At 46.6% G+C, this 19,483-nt stretch carries 17 protein-coding genes; 8 read left to right on the top strand and 9 right to left on the bottom strand.

Going from position 1 to position 19,483, the window contains the following annotated elements; translation table 11 throughout:
• The first annotated feature begins 208 nt into the window (after window positions 1–208).
• Complete coding sequence (locus ACJJJB_RS07615) at window positions 209–514, top strand: TraR/DksA C4-type zinc finger protein (protein ID WP_445365986.1); 306 nt, start codon at window positions 209–211, stop codon at window positions 512–514.
• A 274-nt stretch (window positions 515–788) separates the two neighbouring features.
• Here ACJJJB_RS07615 and ACJJJB_RS07610 read toward each other — a convergent pair whose 3' ends face one another.
• Entirely contained in the window at window positions 789–2,045 is a 1,257-nt protein-coding gene (locus ACJJJB_RS07610) for an anthrax toxin-like adenylyl cyclase domain-containing protein (RefSeq protein WP_445365985.1), read from the bottom strand.
• An 840-nt stretch (window positions 2,046–2,885) separates the two neighbouring features.
• Between ACJJJB_RS07610 and ACJJJB_RS07605 the strand changes: the two genes are divergently transcribed.
• Window positions 2,886–3,629, top strand: a complete 744-nt coding sequence (locus tag ACJJJB_RS07605; RefSeq protein WP_444946881.1) for a glutathione S-transferase family protein — start codon at window positions 2,886–2,888, stop codon at window positions 3,627–3,629.
• 110 nt (window positions 3,630–3,739) lie between these two features.
• On the opposite strand, the gene ACJJJB_RS07600 is transcribed toward ACJJJB_RS07605, so the two are convergent.
• Entirely contained in the window at window positions 3,740–4,648 is a 909-nt protein-coding gene (locus ACJJJB_RS07600; protein WP_445365984.1) for a LysR family transcriptional regulator, read from the bottom strand.
• A gap of 258 nt (window positions 4,649–4,906) precedes the next feature.
• Here ACJJJB_RS07600 and ACJJJB_RS07595 point away from each other — a divergent pair, with 258 nt between their 5' ends.
• The 4 genes from ACJJJB_RS07595 (at window position 4,907) to ACJJJB_RS07580 (ending at window position 8,670) form a co-directional block, all read left to right on the top strand.
• Window positions 4,907–5,875 carry an LLM class oxidoreductase gene (locus ACJJJB_RS07595; RefSeq protein WP_445365983.1) on the top strand — a complete coding sequence of 323 codons (969 nt, stop codon included), beginning with the start codon at window positions 4,907–4,909 and terminating at the stop codon, window positions 5,873–5,875.
• 3 nt (window positions 5,876–5,878) lie between these two features.
• On the top strand, window positions 5,879–6,697 hold the full coding sequence (locus ACJJJB_RS07590) for an SDR family NAD(P)-dependent oxidoreductase (RefSeq protein WP_445365982.1): 819 nt from the start codon (window positions 5,879–5,881) through the stop codon (window positions 6,695–6,697).
• A 33-nt stretch (window positions 6,698–6,730) separates the two neighbouring features.
• Window positions 6,731–7,576, top strand: a complete 846-nt coding sequence (locus ACJJJB_RS07585; RefSeq protein WP_444946885.1) for an enoyl-CoA hydratase/isomerase family protein — start codon at window positions 6,731–6,733, stop codon at window positions 7,574–7,576.
• A 101-nt stretch (window positions 7,577–7,677) separates the two neighbouring features.
• The gene (locus tag ACJJJB_RS07580; protein WP_445365981.1) at window positions 7,678–8,670 is read left to right on the top strand and encodes a zinc-dependent alcohol dehydrogenase family protein; all 993 of its coding nucleotides are present in this window, start codon (window positions 7,678–7,680) and stop codon (window positions 8,668–8,670) included.
• A 264-nt stretch (window positions 8,671–8,934) separates the two neighbouring features.
• Here the strand turns inward: ACJJJB_RS07580 and ACJJJB_RS07575 are convergent, their stop codons facing one another.
• Window positions 8,935–9,978 (bottom strand): LysR family transcriptional regulator, encoded by a 1,044-nt coding sequence (locus tag ACJJJB_RS07575; protein ID WP_444946887.1) that lies wholly within the window; start codon window positions 9,976–9,978, stop codon window positions 8,935–8,937.
• Here ACJJJB_RS07575 and ACJJJB_RS07570 point away from each other — a divergent pair.
• Together ACJJJB_RS07570 and ACJJJB_RS07565 are read left to right on the top strand one after the other, a co-directional pair.
• Window positions 9,956–10,990, top strand: coding sequence for an alkene reductase (locus ACJJJB_RS07570; RefSeq protein ID WP_444946888.1), 1,035 nt, complete (start codon window positions 9,956–9,958; stop codon window positions 10,988–10,990). The two genes, ACJJJB_RS07575 and ACJJJB_RS07570, sit on opposite strands and share 23 nt — an antisense overlap.
• A gap of 34 nt (window positions 10,991–11,024) precedes the next feature.
• Window positions 11,025–11,909: an SDR family oxidoreductase gene (locus ACJJJB_RS07565; RefSeq protein WP_445365980.1), complete on the top strand. Its 885-nt coding sequence runs from the start codon at window positions 11,025–11,027 to the stop codon at window positions 11,907–11,909.
• Between the two features lie 107 nt (window positions 11,910–12,016).
• Here the strand turns inward: ACJJJB_RS07565 and ACJJJB_RS07560 are convergent, their stop codons facing one another.
• The 6 genes from ACJJJB_RS07560 to ACJJJB_RS07535 form a co-directional block, all read right to left on the bottom strand.
• Window positions 12,017–12,352, bottom strand: coding sequence for a DUF6488 family protein (locus tag ACJJJB_RS07560; protein WP_445365979.1), 336 nt, complete (start codon window positions 12,350–12,352; stop codon window positions 12,017–12,019).
• 46 nt (window positions 12,353–12,398) lie between these two features.
• Window positions 12,399–12,947, bottom strand: a complete 549-nt coding sequence (locus ACJJJB_RS07555) for a hypothetical protein (RefSeq protein ID WP_445365978.1) — start codon at window positions 12,945–12,947, stop codon at window positions 12,399–12,401.
• A gap of 64 nt (window positions 12,948–13,011) precedes the next feature.
• Complete coding sequence (locus ACJJJB_RS07550) at window positions 13,012–13,707, bottom strand: HupE/UreJ family protein (protein ID WP_444886199.1); 696 nt, start codon at window positions 13,705–13,707, stop codon at window positions 13,012–13,014.
• Between the two features lie 62 nt (window positions 13,708–13,769).
• Complete coding sequence (locus ACJJJB_RS07545; protein WP_445365977.1) at window positions 13,770–16,925, bottom strand: efflux RND transporter permease subunit; 3,156 nt, start codon at window positions 16,923–16,925, stop codon at window positions 13,770–13,772.
• Between the two features lie 9 nt (window positions 16,926–16,934).
• Window positions 16,935–18,164 (bottom strand): efflux RND transporter periplasmic adaptor subunit, encoded by a 1,230-nt coding sequence (locus tag ACJJJB_RS07540; protein ID WP_445365976.1) that lies wholly within the window; start codon window positions 18,162–18,164, stop codon window positions 16,935–16,937.
• Window positions 18,161–19,405, bottom strand: a complete 1,245-nt coding sequence (locus tag ACJJJB_RS07535; RefSeq protein WP_353375369.1) for a TolC family protein — start codon at window positions 19,403–19,405, stop codon at window positions 18,161–18,163. Before ACJJJB_RS07535 ends, ACJJJB_RS07540 begins: the two co-directional genes overlap by 4 nt.
• Window positions 19,406–19,483 lie beyond the last annotated feature (78 nt).

Below are 19,483 nucleotides of genomic sequence, written 5' to 3'. Positions count from 1 at the left end.
CACTTCAGCTGACAAAATGATATGTTATATCATATATAAAATATTTCAAGTCAAACAGAGCAGTTTGACTAAAGGTTCATGCAATGCCGCGAAACAATGAACAGGAACTGCTGGGGGTGCCCACCTCAGACTATATGAATGAAAAGCAATTATCTTTCTTCCAACAGTATCTACTAAATCTCATAAGAGACCTACTGATGGAGTTTGGATGGAGCTTGAAAAAGGGCGACTGGCAATGGCTAACACGAAGTTGGCCCTAGCTGATGACCTGGACCGAGCAGCCGCAGAGCAAGAGAACCTGCAGCGCCTACACTTTACCGGACGGAAGAATCTGTTGTTACGTAAGACCCAGCGGGCTCTAGAAAAGATAAAAGATGGTAGTTATGACTATTGTGAGATCAGCGGTGACCCTATTGGCCTGCGACGCCTACTATTAAGGCCCACCGCAGAACTTTCCTATGAAGAGAAAGCTCTCCAGGAACTACTAGAGCGCAACTTCAACGAGCGAAGATAAGGGCCATCCATATCAAACCCGGGCATCTTCCCGAGGAAGCATATTGCTCAAATGAGCCACTTAAAGAGGTTTTCACGCTATTGGGAACTTTAGGGAACTCCATCTCCCTTGAGAGGGCTGAGTGCCTGAACCGTTGGCCGCCTCAAGCGCCTGCAAAATTACTAAAAATTACCTAACCCCTACTATTTGAGGCTCCTCTCGAATACTCTAAATCATTTTCCTTTACCTTAAATGACTATCAAAAAAATGAGAATTTTTATTGACAGTTGGCAAACTAAGCATTGTACCAAGAGGGAACAATCCACTGACCAAAGTGCCAGTCTCGAGGTACAAACCTTCCGTAGCCTTGCCCCAATCGGTCGGGCTTATTATTGGTAGGGTTCATTGCCCAGCCCTCTGCCAGGGTGACATTGACACCATGTATTCTGCACATTGCTATAAGCTCTTTAAAAGCCTGCAAAGTTTGAATAACCACTTCACTGCGGGCAGGGGTAAATGCAATAAGGGGTAAATCTATGTCATTCACATATGGGCGTGCGGCTTCATCACTATGCCATAGCACATTTCTTCTAGGAAATGGCCCCCACTGAGCAGCTCCAGTTCCGGCTCTTGGGCTGTGGATGCAGCCGATAGTAGAATTGAGTGTCTGACTTACTTCATAAATCCGATTAGTTATATTACCCAGCTTGGTGCCTTGCCCTTGAGTAGTGAAATTTCTCTCCAATTGAGTTTCGATATGTTGGCGCTGCGACCAAGCTTGAGCAGTGCCAAGAATACGGCGATCATCTCCATATCGATCAAATCTCCTTGCGCCCTGCTTAAATGGCCAGATGGCAAATAGATCATAATCTCCGGTAATTGCATTAAGGGGATGCTCATTTCGAAAATGACGATGCTCCACAGGGTTGGTCATTGCCAGCAGCGGCTCATACATATCTTTGTACTTAGTGTCATACTGAACAACAATATTGCCACGTTCCTGAATAAAGCCTGACTGCCTGCTTTTTTCTTTATCAACATAAACACCCCACATATCTCCCAAGCATGTGTTAACCCTGATAAGTGAATAATGAAAAGTAATGCCACTGGGGTGATTGGCCACTCCCTCGTAACGATCTTGAGTTTTCCTTATGACATTAATCTTTCCATTATGAATAAGCCAATCAACCCGTTCTTGATGTAAGCGAAGAGGTGTTGTTGAAGCTGTCCAACCTGCCCCAGAGTTAAGGTCGGTAAAAGCCTCATGATGCTGAGCCCGGTTATATGCCGCTTTTCCCATCCCATGTTTATTTAACCGAGGGTCCAGCAAAACGAAGCCTGCCATTGGTCCCCAGTCACATGATTTCCCATGGATCCTAAAGCCCTTTGTGTCATATCCCTGCTCAAGTAATTGAGTGCAGGTTGGCCCTGTTGCACGAACGATAATAACGCAGCGGTGGGATGCGGCAGTTGCTTTGAATGCATCTGCGTGGGTTGCTGGGCAGCCTATAATATTTTGACGCAGTGCGGCATTATTGAATATCAGTTCCATATATCAACTTCCTGTCTTGGAGCTACCTACATATATTTTAATGAGTTAAAAACGAAATAGGTTCGAGAAAATTTCTTTTAGTGCTAAATCATTGGATCGATACTTCACGATTCCAGAAATAAGCCATTAGAAATTGAGGGTGTAACACAACAATAAGCAATTGTGGCGATAGAATATTCTCGCAAACAAACAACACTCCTCCCATGTTATGAATTCAGAAATTCGATCACCATCACTGAAGCACTCTTTTTAAAATCACTGTTCAGCATTCTGAACCCAATTCTGTTTATAGATATATTTCCATGAATCCCTACTGAACCAAACTTACAAATCCTATTTATTAAGCCCAGCCTATTTGGCAGATCTGAATAGAAAGATGCTCTACTCTGTATCCACACGTGAAGACAAAACTACATAAATGCAAAACAGGGCAATCCTATTTTTTTGGTAAACCAAAGCAAATTGACTGTGATGCCTTTCATACCAGGCAGGCTCCAAAATCACCTATCCGCTACACCCATAACTTACACGGAGTTTGGAATCCCACCTTTAGATTCTGGACACACTTTTTTATTTTTTGGTCTTTTAAATTTGGCCGTATCAAACAATACAACTAAAGCACCTGGTTGTGCGCTTAAAGCAGTTTGAATGTGGCAATATAAATGCACCTCCAGAAGTCACGCTCCTAAACCCGTTAAAACCTTTTCCTGGGGAAGCAAGTGCCATTATGTAACGATAGATGTTGCATGACGGTAAGTGATATTGTAACCTTTATTGTTACTTGATATCGAGTTTTCAAAGACAGTCTTTGGTTACTTCGCGTTAACAAAGGTGATGGAAATGACAAGTAATTTAGAGATATATAACTTTTCCTGGGCGCTATATCCTCGAAGGATACATATCTATCTTGCGGAGAAAGGGCTGGATATCAAGTCAAGGGAGTATGATCCAAAAGTCGAAAAGAAATGGCCGCCACCCGAGGTACTAGAACTAAACCCCTATGGCAAACTTCCAATCCTGAAGATAGGTGAAGAAAATACGATTACAGAATCCCTCGCAATCATTCACTATCTGGAGAGAGCATTCCCAACTCCAAGCATGATCGGGGAAAGTGATATCGACTATGCCAACGTTATCAGGTTAACCACGATGGCAGACGAAGCAAATACGATACTGTCAATATGGAACTATAACATCAGTCCCGTTTTTCAAGAGAGAGAGTTACAGTTTAAAGATGCGGGATATAGCGGGGCCTATTATTTTATCAAACGCCTGGATGTTTTAGAGACAGCCATCAATGAAAATCATGAATTCATTTATGGAAACTCTCCCACCATTGCCGATTGCGTCACCTTCCCGTTAATTATGTTCCTAGACGAGTTTTATGACGTAAGACTCCCACGCCGCTTCAAGAAACTAAATTCCTGGTATGAACGATTTAAGGAAAGAGACAGTATTATTAAGCAAAACTATATAGAACAGTACCCAGATTCCCTATTAAAAATTTCCAGGGGGCTCGAAAAACAAGGAGATTTTTACTTGGAAGAAATTTGCGAAAGGATAGAAAAAGACTTACTAAACTAGTCTTAAATCTATTCCACTAACCCTCAACCCGAATGACACCAAGAAAAAAGAGCTGAAGAGCAAGCAATCATGACGAGTATTAATTAGCTTCATTGCTTTAAGCGAAAAATCTAACACTCCCAGATCGGAGGGCTCCCGATTTTCTCAACCAGGTAGTCAATAAAAACTCGCACTTTAGATGTCAGAACATTGGACTTTGGGTATACGAGCCAAATAGCTGATTGATCATCTATATAATATTCTGGCAGCACTCTAACCAGGGAGCCCTCTAAAATTTCTGTTTGGATATTCCAGATAGAACTCATGCAAATTCCCACCCCTGCTTTTGCAGCGATACGCATGCTGGCGCCATCATCACAAGTCACCCGAGATTTGCTGTTTGAAGGTGGGAATTGATAAGTAGTCTGATCGCTCGCAGATATGAGTTTCCTGGGTTTTGAATTGATAAAGGCCAAAAGCTGATGCGCAACTAGGTCTTCCGGCTTTTCGGGAACACCATATTTTTTCAAATAACTGGGAGAAGCGCATAGAACTCGCTTGTCATCCGCAAGCTTCCGACCAATTAAACTGCTGTCTTCAACCGCATAATTGCGCAGCGCCAAATCAAAGCCACCCTCGATAAGGCTGACTTGTGTGTCTGAGAGCTTCAGCTCAACATTGACGCCAGGGTACCTTTCCAGGAATTCAGGCAGGATAGGCGCGATAAAACGCTGAACGAAAGTGCTCGATGCCGCAAACCTGAGTGTTCCGCTCACGGAGGAATTTCCACGCCCCAGCGCAGCAAATGCCGCATCCTCTTGTGCGATGATCTCCCGGGCAAAAGGCAGGAACTCCTCCCCCTCTATCGACAGTGAGACCTTGCGGGTAGATCGATGAAAAAGGTCCGCCCCCAGCTGAACTTCAAGCTTCGACAAGCGGGCGCTGGCTACAGAGGGAGCCAATCCAAGCCTTCGCCCCGCAGAGCTTATATTCAGTATCTCTGCGGCCAGCACGAATAGCCGAACCCCATTTGTATCCACTTATTATCTCCAAAAGCCGAATTCTGATTCCATTTATACGTCGTTTATACACCAATTCCAATGATTTAGCCTTGAATAATAGATCGAGCCAGCACTGATTGACGACTGGCCTAGGCTTTGTGGGAGATAAAAGATGCATGTACGAGTGTTTATGAACGGCGGCGCAAAAAATGGCCAGGTCCAAGCCGCTGATAGTGATCTAGTTAGCACCTTTGGCCGCCAAGCCTCTCCTATCCGAGAAGCATAGGAGCTACCTCAGTGCACTCTCAACACCAAGCTCAAGGTGGCTCTTTTGCTAGTATCAATGCCGGTTACAACGCTGTATTTAGGCCAGGTAAGCTCACGGTGGGACTTGTGGTTCCCATAGAAAATTACGCCACGAGTCCAGTTCCAACAATGCTTAATCATGTTGAAAAGGTTCGGCTTGCGGAAGAACTGGGGTTTAGTGCGATTTGGCTTAGAGATGTCCCCTTCAATGTACCTTCTTTTGGCGATGCGGGTCAAACTTTTGACTCATTCGTCTACCTTGGGCTGCTCTCAGGCCAGACATCGAAAATTGCCCTCGGCGTAGCCAGCATCATTTTGCCCTTACGTCACCCAGCGCATATCGCAAAAGCTGCTGCCTCTGTTGATCAAATCTCAGGCGGGCGCTTAATTCTAGGGATCGCCAGTGGCGATCGTCCGGAAGAATATCCTGCGATGAATGTTTCGTATCAGGAGCGAGGGAAACTGTTCCGGGAAAGCTATAAATATATTCGCCGTGTAGCAGAGCCCTACCCCCAACTTCAGAGTTACTTTGGAGCAATTTCTGGCGATCTGGACATATTGCCCAAACCAGAAAAAACAAAGCTGCCTTTATTGATAACGGGCTCCTCTCAGCAGTCCCCAGACTGGCTCTCTAACAACGGAGATGGTTGGATCACCTATCCTCGTCCACATATCGCGCAAAAACAATTTATTGGCCAATTGAGAGATAACTCTGCCATTAACAAGCCAGTGATGGAACCTCTCTATATTGATATAACTGAAACTCCGGATGCCCTACCACACCCCATACACTTGGGATATCGACTGGGAATTAACCAATTATATCAATACCTTAAATCGCGAGAAGAGATCGGAGTTAACCATGTTGCTCTTAACCTCCGATTTAACCGGGTAAATATTGAAGAAACACTTGGAATAATTTCGGAATTAATTCTCCCACATTTTAATGAAAAGGAATAACAAGTGCGAAAGACCATTTTGTTGACAGGCGGTACTGACGGTATCGGATTAGAAACTGCAAAAATACTGGCAGCAAAGGATCCTACTTTGCTCTTACATGGCCGCAGCGATACAAAACTAGAAAGTGCAAAAGAAGCAATAAAGCAAAGCTATCCCAAGGCCCATATAGATACATTCCGAGCAGATTTATCCAATTTATCAGATGTGTTAGCACTGGTCTCAATGGTAAAAGTTCAATATTCAAATATTGATGTTCTTATCAATAATGCCGGCGTATTTAAAGTACAGAACCCAATAACCGACACGGGTTACGATGTTCGTTTTATCGTAAATGCTATTGCCCCCTACTTGTTAACGACACAGCTATTGCCGCTGTTTAGCGCCAATGGCCGCATTATTAATCTATCCTCTGCAGCGCAAGCAACTGTGAACATCGAAGCGCTCAAAGGTCACCAACAACTATCCGACAGCGACGCTTATGCCCAAAGTAAATTGGCTCTCACTATGTGGACCTTTCAACTAGCCCGATCACTTGGCAACAAAGCACCACAATTCATTGCAATCAATCCCGCCTCATTTCTGGGCAGCAAAATGGTGAAAGATGCTTACGGAACTCAAGGGAAAGACTTAAGCATCGGCGCCAACATATTGGTTCGGGCGGCGCTCGATGATGAGTTCTCAAACGCTAGCGGTAAATACTTTGACAATGACATAGGCAATTGGTCCCAGCCGCACCCAGACGCGCTAGATGAGAAAAAGAGAAAGGTACTTATTGAAGAAATTGAGAACACTCTGGACAAACTCGGCATTAAAAATACCTAAGACGTTAACGCAATCAATTAAAAGGAATCCATCATGAAATATGAAGGTTTTACAACATTCACAGCGAAACAAGATGACGGAATCCTAACTGTGACATTTGACTTTGGTCCCGTGAATGTTCAAGGGCAGGAAATGCTGGCCGACTTAAACAGCCTGGCAATGCGCCTGGAACGGGATCGAGAGACCAAAGTCGTTGTGTTTCAGTCTGCAAATCCGGAGATTTGGGTATGTCATTACGACACTGAGCTATTAAAAGATATGTCTGACGAAGCTGTATCTCGCGAAGAAGCCCAACTGTTGGATTTACAGACTGTCTGTGAGCGCATCAGCAAGGTGCCCCAGGCAACGATCGCCAAATTAGAAGGTTTCGCCAGAGGTGGTGGCCATGAACTGGCCTTGGCACTCGATATGCGTTTCGCAGCCCGAGGAAAATATAAATTCATGCAAATGGAAGTGGGTATGGGAATCCTCCCCTGCGGGGGAGGCGCATCAAGGATGGCTCGCCAGACAGGACTGGGTAAAGCGCTGGAGATTATTCTCAGCGCCCGTGATTTCGATGCTGACGAAGCGGAAAGGCTCGGCACAATCAACAAAGCACTAGACCCAGATGAAATTGGCGAGTATGTCGATAGCCTGGCGAAGAGAATTGCTCAATTTCCAGCAGAATCAATCAATGCCTGTAAGCAGGCGGTTTATGAGTCAGTCGATAAGCCTATCAATGAAGCGCTAAAAGCGGAGGCCTATTGGCTGTATCAAGCAACCAGTAAAACACCTGCCTTAAAACGCTTCTCTATCGCAGATGAACAAGGGTTGGAACACGATATTGAAAATCAGCGGAACTGGAACCAACTGGTTATGGATGTACAAAAAATAAACTAGCAGTAGCAATTGGGCATCCGACGATTTACAGACTGCGATGCCCTACTTACTTCGGACACTTAGACAAAACTCTACAGAAAGTACACTTTCTGGGAATCAAAATGAGAGCAATGATTGTAAATACCTTTGGCGGCCCAGACGTATTTGAAGCTGCTGAAGTACCCAAGCCGACCACCAAAGCTGGCCATGTGCGGATTAAAATATCAGCAACCAGCGTCAATACCGTAGATACCATGATTCGCCAAATGGGACCTGCATTACCCCTTTCACCGAAAGCCCCGGCAATATTGGGTATGGATTTCGCTGGTGTTGTTGAAGAGATTGGCGAAGGTGTTACCGATTATCAGGTGGGCGATGAAGTCTATGGCTGCGCAGGTGGACTGGCTGACTTACCGGGAACATTAACCGAATATATTGTTGCAGACGCGAACTTAATTGCCCTGAAACCCGAGAACCTGACCATGCGGGAAGCAGCAGCTTTGCCCTTAGTAGGCATAACCGCCTACGAAGGGTTACAGCGTACGGGGGTTAAGCCTGGACAAAGTGTTCTTGTTCACGGTGGCTCGGGCGGTGTGGGTCATATAGCTGTACAACTGGCTCGTCACTTTGGTGCTGATGTTTACTCAACAGGCTCCGGAGATCCTCAACGGGCAATGATTGAAAAATTGGGGGCAACGCCGATTAACTACCGGACTGAATCAGTTGAGTCTTATGTACAGAAGTACACCAATGGAGCAGGCTTCGACATAGTATTCGACTCAGTCGGTGGTGCAAATATAACGAACTCTTTTGAGGCAGCAAAACTCAACGGCCAAGTAGCTACTACCGTTTCCATGGTAGCACTTGACCTGACACCTGCTCATTTTAAAGGCTTGTCTTTGCATGTCATATTTATGTTAATTCCGATGCTACACAATTATCATCGTGGGGAACACGGACATATCTTAAAAGCACTAAAAGCCATTACTGAAGCAGGCGATCTCAAACCTGTGCTTGATGAAACTTCTTATAGTTTGCCTGATATTGGCAAGGCCCATGAACGGCTGGCAAGTGGGCAAGCTATGGGGAAAGTTGTTGTGAATATCGATCCCTAAGACTGACTAATAGAGATTTCAACTCGCAAATCTCCATTATTGATGGGAATAACGCTAAAAATGTAGATGTTCAGACCTGATATGATAGCCTCGGTTACTCAGATAATTTCATTTTAAGTCTGAACTGTTTCAACCAACTCACATTAATTTATCAACATATTTTTTTAAAGTAGACATCTTATTTGAAGAACAATTTCTCCACTCAATTTTGTAAGATGGCTTTAATCCCCTTATAGTTGTAAATGTATTAAAAATATACCAACCTTAAAAAGAGTCCCAAAATCTACCAGCAATTGGTCCCAAAGTGCGCTCTCTATTACGAATAATACATAGATCAAAACTGCTAAATGCTTCAATCCCCTCAACACTAATAGGTACAAGCAAACCTCGCTCCAGTTCACTCTTTATGAAATGCCTTGGTATCCGACCCCAACCAAGTCCAGCAAGGGTCAGCTCTTTTTTTGTGTGGTAGTCATTAACAAACCATCTGCGCCCAACTTCCAGCAAGTTGATATTTCCCTTATTTTTTGAGCGGCCCGTATCCCTGACGACAATTTGGGGTAGTTGTGCTGCTTCCAATTGTGAAATTTCATCGCCAGGAAAAACATCAGGAGCCACAACATTAACTAATTCGACCTGCCCTATTCTCTTCCACTCATGCTTGCTCTCAACGCCAAACAAAGTAGCAAATGCCAGATCAGCTTCATTGTCATCTATGCGCTCCATTACGCCAGACAATAGTTCAGTGCTAATACTAAAATCCGTATTAGGAAAAGACAGCACTATAGGTTTGATCTGTTCCAGAAGTGGGCTTAGCTCGACAATACCACTAATGACCACAGTAAACTTGGGTTCTATTCCCGCACCAAGCTGGTGCCCCATTACAGAGAGCTGCTCGAGGCTTTGCATAACTCTCTTAGTCTGCTGATAAAAAGCCTGCCCCTGTTTTGTGAGGTTCGGTCTATAGCTATCCCTATCAAATAAGGGAAAGCCAAATTCTTCTTCAAGCTTCTTAACCGCATTACTAATCGTCGGCTGGGTTTTGAAAATCGCCTTGGCCGCTCCACGAAAGCTTCCCTGCTCCACAACGGCAATAAACATCTTGAGCTGCTCTTGGGTCATATCAATACTCGATTCACAAAATCTATCATTTTGATCCAAATATACCATTATTATTTTATCGAGAGTATGGCTAATCTGCGTCCTGTCGAAACAAGCAGAGTCAACAGAAATGACTAAAAAAAGCAGTGATCTGAGCCTTTTTTCCCACGGAAAGCTCGGACATATGGAAACTGATAGCCGTATCATTATGGCTGCCTTGACACGTGCAAGGATCGGTCGAGATGGCGTACCAACAGACGTTAACGCCAAGTATTACGCCCAGCGTGCCAGTGCGGCGATGATTATCTCGGAAGCTACCGCGATCTCAGCCCAAGGGCTTGGATGGGTGAATACCCCAGGCATTTTTACGGAAGAGCAAATCACGGGCTGGAAAAAGGTTACCGATACTGTACATCGTCAGGGAGGAAAAATTTTTATCCAGCTCTGGCACATGGGACGAGAAGTACATCCAGACCTTATCGGCGGGCAAGCGCCTGTTGCTCCCTCGCCAATTGCAGCTGAGGGTGAAGCACATACTTATGAGGGGAAGAAGCCTTATGCAGTCCCGAAGGCTCTAACATGTGATGAGATTCAAGCTATTATCGCGGATTACAAGCAAGCAGCTAAGAATGCGCTTGTAGCCGGCTTTGATGGAGTTGAACTTCACGCTGCAGGGCCTTACCTTCCGGCTCAGTTTCTTCACGACAGCACCAATCATCGTACAGATGCCTACGGCGGCAGTGTAGAAAACAGAGCTCGCTTCATCTTCGAAGTAACTTCTGCATTATGTGAGGTCTGGGGATCAAATAGAGTTGGAATCAAGCTATCTCCGGAAATCAGCTTGACGGACAGTAATGCTCAAAAAACCTATCTATATGTTGTCAACCAACTGAACAGATATAACCTTGCCTATCTACAGATGATGGAACGGGCCTGGGACAGAGAGAACCAACCAAGCATTGACCACACCCAGCTACGCAAAACCTATAACGGTCTTTACGTAGCCAATGGAATGTATGATCTTAAATCCGCAAACAATGCCATTGCCGATGGCTCTGCCGATTACATTTCATTTGGCCGTTTATTTATATCCAATCCGGACCTCGTAGAGCGCCTCGCAAATAATGGCCCCTTTAACGAAGAGGATATGTCTTCATTTTTCGCTGGCGATGAACGCGGGTATTTAGACTACCCCTCATTAGTGACACAAAACTCTTAACTTACAAATATATCAATTTCACTTAGGTGTAATCATGGAAAAAATCTTAATTACCGGCGGCACCGGAAATAACGGCAAAGCCGTTCTGAAAAACTTTGCTAACACCAATATACCAGTCAGGGCCCTGCTTCGGGATCTTTCCAGAGCTCCAATCGTAGCTGACAATATCAGCTATGTAATAGGAGACTATGGGAATGAATCTTCACTACTGGAAGCTATGCAAGGTATCGAGACTGCCTTTTTGGTTACAGCATTCGAACCTTCATTTACTAATAAGCATGCCGCTTTTATTCGTATAGCGGAGCAAGCTGGCGTAAAGCATATTGTACAAATCTCCGGCTTAGGTGCTGATAAGGATTCACCAATTGACATAGCTAGATGGTTGGGAGAGGCAGAAGAGCATCTTATCGAATCAACGTTAAACTGGACAATTCTTCAGCCCGCCAGTTTTAACAGCAATTTCTTTGCCTCTGCAGAAGAAATTGCTCAACAAAGCACAATTAGTGCTCCATTTGGCTCTGCACCGGGGGCAGCTATTGTTACTGTTGACCATCAGGATATCGGTGATGTAGCAGCCAAAATACTAGTAGAACCGGGCGAGCATATTGGTAAGAAGTATATTCTTACTGGGGCAGAAAAATTAACTTATACGGATATATCAAATATATTATCTGAAGTCCTGCAGAGGAAGATAACCTATCAACCTATTAGTGATGAAGCAGCAAGGTCAGGATTATTAAGTTTGGGGGTTTCAGAGAGAGCTGCCGATGCGTTGGCACAGCTTTGGCCTGTAACCCGCGAGTGGGGGCACACGATTGAGCTTTCCAATCACGTAGAGCAACTTCTGGACAGAAAACCAACTTTACTCAAGACATTCTTTGAAAACGCAGCTAGCCAGTTCAGTAAAAAAGAGGTCTAAATGTAGAGCTATAATTACCCTCATAGCCGCACTGGGCATATCAGAGTTATAGGTCATGTTCCTGCGCCGATGCCTACAGACAGCAGTGCAGGAACATTACTGATTTTTTAACGATCAGTCACTTTAAAAGAAAGAAAGTACCCTTCCGTTGATATAAACACTTTCAGTATTTTATCCAGGCCCCCATCCTTGCCCTGAGTGCTGACAACCCACTGTCGCTGGTTGTCAACACGCTGCATGGCGGCATTGAGCGGCTTGTCAGCCCAGGACTCGTTAAGCTTACCCTCTTTGATTAGGCGAGCTACTTCCTGGCTGGCGATGCCCTTGGCTTCTACCATGGATACAGTGGCAAAATTGTCTCTCTCATGGTCACCATGGGCGAAAGCAAGATTTGCGAAGCCTAAGGTAACTGATACACAGATGACTCGAATAAGTTTGTTCATAATACTCTCTTTCTTCTCGGTTTTAGCGAATGTTGATAAAAAAGCGTTACTGTTTGAGTCCAATAACCTCGTAGAACCCCTTTGTTTTTAGAGTGATTTTCACAGATTCCTGACCGTTATTCTTCCAATACCAGCCATGGGAACCATCAAAAGGCGTTGTGAGAGAGCCACTCATTTTATTTGCGGTAGCAATAGCAAAGCTCTCAAAATAACCGGTAGTATCGCCTGTGGGTTCGCCGTGAAAATCAAAGTACAGCTCACCACTCTCCGTTACCCACTCATATTCCAAATGACCGTATTTATCCAATTGAAATTTGTATTCAATTCCACGACCAGCGGGCACTTCAATAGTTGTAGTGTCAGTCCGATAAGTAAAGGACTGCTCGCCACGCTGCACTACTTCTGGTACAGCAATTTCCTGCTCTTGACTGTTTACTTCAGTCAGCCCCAGTGCACTGCCGATTCCAGTAGGATCTATATTGTATTCAGCTGGCAGGATTACTGTGGTCAACATAATGGCTGCAAGCACGCCAGCAGCAAGTGTGGATTTAATCAGTGTTTGTGCAGACTGCACTGGCATTTCAGTTGTATTCATTCTGTAAGCTCTAAATCTATATTCTTTCTGTTCAATTAACTTTATAAAGTCACTTTCTGGCTACCTAACCTACGAAGTAGCCTGTCATCTGGTAACCCACCAACATCAGTCCACCACTCATTAGTAAGGTATTTGTCATAGTGGAAAATCGCAGGAAACTATCAAAGCGACGCCAATAATTGATGGCGAGGAGAATAAACAGCAACGCAACAAACTGACCAATTTCTACTCCGACATTAAAGGCCAGGATATTCTCCACCAACCCATCGCTGGACAGCTTGAATTCCTGTAACTTGGTTGCCAAACCAAAACCGTGGAAGAGTCCAAAAATCAGTACGGCAGCCTTGGTATTAGGCTGGAAGCCAAAAACCCGTTTGAAGCCGCCGAGATTATCGAAGCCTTTATAGACAATGGATAATCCAATAATGGCATCGATCAAATAGGCATTCACATGGGTGTCGTTAAGCACTCCAAATAACAAAGTTAAGCTATGACCGAGCGTAAAGAAGCTTACATAGATAAGAACATCTTTTGATCGATATAAAAAGAAAATGACTCCCACCAGGAACAGCAGGTGGTCATAGCCAGTCACCATATGCTTGGCGCCAATATATAGAAAGGGAATAATAGATACCCCTTCGTTGCCGGCGAGAAAAGTCTTGGTAGCATCGTCCACTCCATGGGCAAATAGCGGCATAGATATCACCATACCTGCTATCAGCGCCATCAAGCCGAAAACTGTTTTTAAACTATTGTGCAACGTTACTATCTCCCGTTATTAAATTTCTAAATTCTTATGAACCAAAGCGTACACAGGCCGAGTTAACTGGCTCCAGCCAGAGCCACTTCAGGGTTATCTTGTAAGCTCTCAGACTTGGCATTCCTGCCATGTAAAATTCTGTAGAGTGCCGGCAACACTAAAAGTGTCAGGATTGTTGATGAGACAATACCGCCAATAACCACCGTAGCCAGTGGGCGCTGTACCTCAGAACCAATACCAGTATTCAGCGCCATGGGCACGAAACCGAGTGAGGCAACCAGTGCGGTACTAATGACCGGACGTAAGCGGATCAGGGCGCCCTCAATAATGGCCTTTTCTATACTGTAACCTTGGCCTCGCAGGTCGCGAATAAAGGAAACCATCACCAGGCCGTTAAGGATGGCAATCCCGGAAAGTGCGATAAAACCAACGGCTGCGGAAATGGAGAAAGGGATATCCCGCAACATTAAAGAGAGCACACCGCCGGTTAATGCGAGGGGTATACCGGTAAAGATAATTGCCGCATCTTTTATGGAGCGAAGCGCCAGCAGGAGAAGCCCCATAATCAACACAAGGGTCAGCGGCACTACAATCGATAAGCGTTCAGTAGCAGACTGTAGGGTTTGATAGGTTCCGCCATATTCAACCCAGTAGCCGGGTGGTATTTCCACTTTATCGGAAACGGACTGCTGTACATCAACAACAAAGCTACCCAGATCCCTACCCCGCACATTGGCCGTTACCACTACCCTGCGTTTACCGTTCTCGCGGAAAACCTGATTGATACCGGCAGTGAGTTCCAAGCTGGCAATTTCCTCCAGGGGCACATAGTTGCCATTGGGTCGATGAATGGGCAGTTTCTTTAGCCCATCCAAATCCTGGCGCAATACCTCTGGCAAACGCACAACAATATCGGTGCGGCGGTCTCCTTCATAAAAGCGGCCAGCAACCGTACCTCCCAGGGCGGTTGCCAGCTGCTCCTGTACCTGATTGAAGGCCAGCCCATACTGGGTTAGTGCGGCCTGGTCAGGAACAATGGCGAGAACCGGTAAACCGCTGGTTTGCTCCATCTGTATATCAGCAACGCCTTCTACACTGCCTATAGCCGCTTCAATTTCACCGCCCAAACGCTCTAATTGCTCGAAATCATCGCCAAAGACTTTGATCGCCAATTCCGCGCGTACCCCCGCTAAAAGCTCGTTAAAGCGCATCTGGATTGGCTGGAGAAATTCATAGCGGTTGCCGGGGATTGGCTCTACCAGCTTTGCCAGCTCTTCTACCAATTGCTCTTTCGGCTTATCCGGATCTGGCCACTGAGACCTGGGTTTCAGGATAATAAAGTTATCGGCAACACTTGGGGGAACGGCATCGGTAGCCACTTCCGCAGTCCCAATTTTGGCGAATACACGCTCCACTTCGGGCAACTCTTTAATCCGCTCCTCCAGGGATTTTTGTAGTGCAATCGCTTGTTCCAAGGATGTGCCGGGAATACGCAAGGCGTGCATGGCAATATCGCCTTCATCCAGATTCGGCACAAATTCGCTACCCATTCTGCTTGCCGTATAACCGGAAACCAACACCAGTAGCGCAGCAATAGCGACAACCACGCCACGCTGGCGCAGTGCAAACTCCAAGGCCGGGCGATAAATGCTATTCAACTTCTCAAGTGCAGGGTTTTTCTTTTCGATCACCGGTTTGCGGAATAGCAGCGCTATGCCGGCTGGCACCAAAGTGATGGAAAGAAACATCGCAGAAAGTAGCGCAATCACCACGGTAATAGCCATTGGATGGAACATCTTGCCCTCCACTCCGGTCAGGGCAAAAATGGGTAAATACACTGCCGTGATAATGAACACACCAAACATGGCCGGGCGAATCACTTCCCGCGTCGATTGGAATACCAGGGTAAGCCGTTCTTTTAGATCTAACTGGCCACGCTCGCGGGCGGATTCGCTGAGACGTCGCAGACAGTTCTCGACAATAATGATGGCCCCATCCACCAACAAGCCAAAGTCCAGCGCCCCCAGACTCATCAGGTTTGCACTTACGCGGGCCTGAACCATGCCGGTGATAGTCATTAACATGGCTACCGGAATGACCAGCGCAGTGAGAATTGCTGCGCGAACATTCCCCAGCAGCAGGAAAAGAACCGCGATAACCAGCAGCGCACCTTCCATAAGATTGGTTTGGATCGTGCGCAATGTCTGGTCAACCAGACCGGTACGATCATAAACCGCAGTCAATGTGATACCAGGCGGTAGGCTCTGTTTGATATCCTCTAGCTTTTCACCAACTGCACCTGCAACGGTGCGACTATTTTCGCCAACCAGCATGAAAACGGTGCTCATCACCACTTCCCTGCCGTTCTGAGTAGCCGCCCCGGTGCGCATTTCGCGCCCCTCTTCGATCTTGGCCAAGTCGCCAAGGCGAACAGCAACGCCATTCACTTCCGCAACCAGGAAATCCTTCAGTGTCTCTAACGAGCTTGCCTGCCCCGGAACCCGCAACAACCACTGGGCGCCACTGTGTTCAATAAAGCCTACACCGCGGTTACGATTATTCTCCTCGATCGAGCGAATCAGGTCTTCCTGCGTCAGGCCGAATGCCAGCAGTTTATCCGGCTCTATAGCAATCAGAATTTCTCTCTTGAACCCGCCGATCGGATTGACTTCCACCACACCAGGTACACGCAGTAACTGCGGGCGCACAATCCAGTCATGCACCGAACGCAAGTCCTTAGGTGTTACGGCACTGCCATCAGCATTGGTGGCTCCAGGTTCAGAGTCCACTGTGAACATAAAAATTTCACCAAGACCCGTGGCGATGGGTCCAAGCTCCGGCTCCAAACCAGCAGGCAGTGCACCACGTACACTAGTGAGCCGTTCATTCACTAACTGGCGGGCAAAATAAATATCGGTGCCATCTTCAAAAATCACCGTAACCTGGGACAACCCATACCGCGAAACGGAACGTGTATAAGCAAGGCTCGGCAATCCAGCCATTGCATTTTCCACAGGGTATGTAACCCGTTGCTCAACTTCTTTTGGGGTATACCCCGGTGCCTCCGTATTAATAACCACCTGGATATTGGTAATATCCGGTACTGCATCAATGGGCAGCCGGGTGAAATTCCAAATGCCCAAACCGCACAGTAATAGCACAAGGGCAATAACCAGTCCGCGATTTTGAATTGAGGTTCTTATCAAGTACTCAAGCATGTCGAACCCTCAGTGATCGTGGGATGCACCGGACTTTTCAATGTCCGCTTTAATGATGTAGCTGTTACCGGTGACATACTCGATTCCCGGTCGAATCCCCCCCAGCACTTCAACCCAATCACCGGCTTCACGCCCTAACTCCAACATACGCACTTCATACTGGTCGCCCACCTTGGCATAAACGACAGTAAAATCGCGGAACGCCTGTAAACCGGAACGCTTGACGGCAAGAGGCACCTCATATTCAGCAACTTGGATATCGCCGCTTACAAAAGAACCCGGTGCGAGGCCTGCGGGAATATCTTGCAGTGACACTCGAACGGCGGTGGCCTGGTTGGGTTTCATCAAAGTATCAATTTGTTTCACTACCCCGAGCAGAGGAGTATCCAAGGACTTGATATTGACGGAAACGGGCGCGCCCTGGCGAATCTGGGGGCGTGTCGAGGGAAAAACATCCAGCTCTGCCAACAAAGCAGTATCATCGGCAACCGTTAATAAAACTCGACCTGCGGTCTGTTCACCAGGGTTTACATTGCGCTGGACAACTACACCGGCAATTGGTGATTGAATAGTGTAGGTGTTTAGGTTTTGATTGCTGTTAATGGCAATTAGGGGTTGCCCTTTTTTAACGCGCTCCCCCAATCCCACCTGCACAGCTTCTACATAGCCGTCGAAACGTGCACTAATTTCACGTACCTGCTCTGGGTCTACCATAAGCCTGCCGTAAGCGCGGCTGGTTTCACTCATCCTGGCTGGGCCAACGGTTTCCGTATCAATTTCCATGGATTCAGCAATAGCGGATTCAATACGGGTTCGCCCCTCAAAGTTATCATATTGCCAACGGTGTTCTTGCCCCTGGTACTTGGCTGTTAGAGTCACAACAAATGAGTGGGGCTCATAGATCACCATATCACCACGCAGATAATCCCCCTCGGGCCTGAACTCGATGTGATCCTCTCCATCTCCAAGCCTTGTAAGAACCACTTTAAGATCAACCTGCTGAGGATTAACCAGCTCTCCTTCATTACTCACCCAAACCCGAAACTCCGGGGGAACACCAGTTTCATAAATACTTAGCTCAACGGCAAAATCACCTTCTCGCAACATGCGCCCACGATTGGGCCCTTTTTCCGGTTCCGCCCCTGCGACAGCTCCGGCCGCATAGACACTGCCGCTGCCACTAAGTAACAAGGAAAGTAAAGCACTGAATATCAGGCTGGAAAAAACTGCGGATCTCATATCTCGCTCTCGCTTATCTGTGCCACTGACAGGCCGGTGAGTTTTTCAATTTCAATCAGGCTAAGGTGTGCGTTGTACTGTGCCTGGAGCAGTGAAAGCTGCGCATCGGTAAGTCCCTGTTGGGCTAGTGCCAATTCCGAGTAGTTATAGCGGCCACGTCGATAGGCTTTTTGCGTAGCGGTGAGCGCCTTATCCAGACTGGGAATCATCTTTTCATTCAAGGCGGCAGCCACGTGCCGGTGATGCTGTAGCCTTTGGGTCATCACAAAGAGTTGTGTATCCAATGCAATCTCTTTCGCATTTCTTTCTGCTCGGAAACGATTCTGTTCCGCCCTCAAAGCAGATACCTTGCCGCGATTGCGATCGCCCTTTCCTAGTGGGATTGCGAAGCCGGCCACCAATCCATAATCTCCGCTCGCTTCGTTGCGACGAATTCCTGTATCAATCCGCCACTGAATGCCCGCTTCTGCACGTGCCAAATCAATTTCCGCCTGCTTCACGCGCTCGCGGCTCATGAATATTTCCAAATTTGGGTTGCTCGCAACCAAGCTTCGCAATCTAGATAAATCAACTTCTGGAATGACACTGGAAAGAGAGCCCGCCACCCCAAGAAAGCTGGGCTCTCTGGAGCCCCACTGGGCAGCTAATTGATATCTGGCAATATCCAATTCGTGTTCGACATCTTCCACAGCTAAGAGTCGACGCTGCAAATCGACTTCAGCCCGAAAAGCATCGGCTTCATTCGTTCTGCCAACACTAACCTGACGATTAATTTCAGCGGTCATATTGCGAGCCAGGTCGACAGCTGTTTTAGCAATTTTCAGGCGTTCCTGGTGCGCCAGGACCTGGAAAAAGTAACGCGCGGTATTAGCGGCAATTTCCAATTCAAGAACCTGCTTTTGGGCCTCAATCACAGGAGTCTTGCTGCGTGCAGCCAATACACGTTTTTCTGCGAGATCACCCTGTAATAGCCAACTGATGCCGACTGTTACCTGGGAACTGTCGTTGCCATCGCTGCTCTTATCCTCTCCCACCCCCTCAGCGGCAACACTAAGCTCCGGTCGTGGTCCTAGCTTGGCGTGCTCGGATAGAGCATCCACAGCTTCAAACTGATATCGGTAACCCGCCAGTTCAGGGTGATTTTGCAAGCTTTTAAGAATTGCCTGCTCATAAGTGAGGCCCGATAACTCCTCGCCCTGCTCTGCCCTAAGGGCCCCACTCAATGCGACTGAAATGAACACAGCCCCGGCCATAAAAAACCGATCTATAGTCGGTTTTTTAGTTATGACTAAACGCAAACAATTAAACACTTCGGCTTC

It is taken from the genome of Microbulbifer variabilis (assembly GCF_052468405.1).
This window is presented reverse-complemented; position numbering and strand designations above follow the sequence as displayed.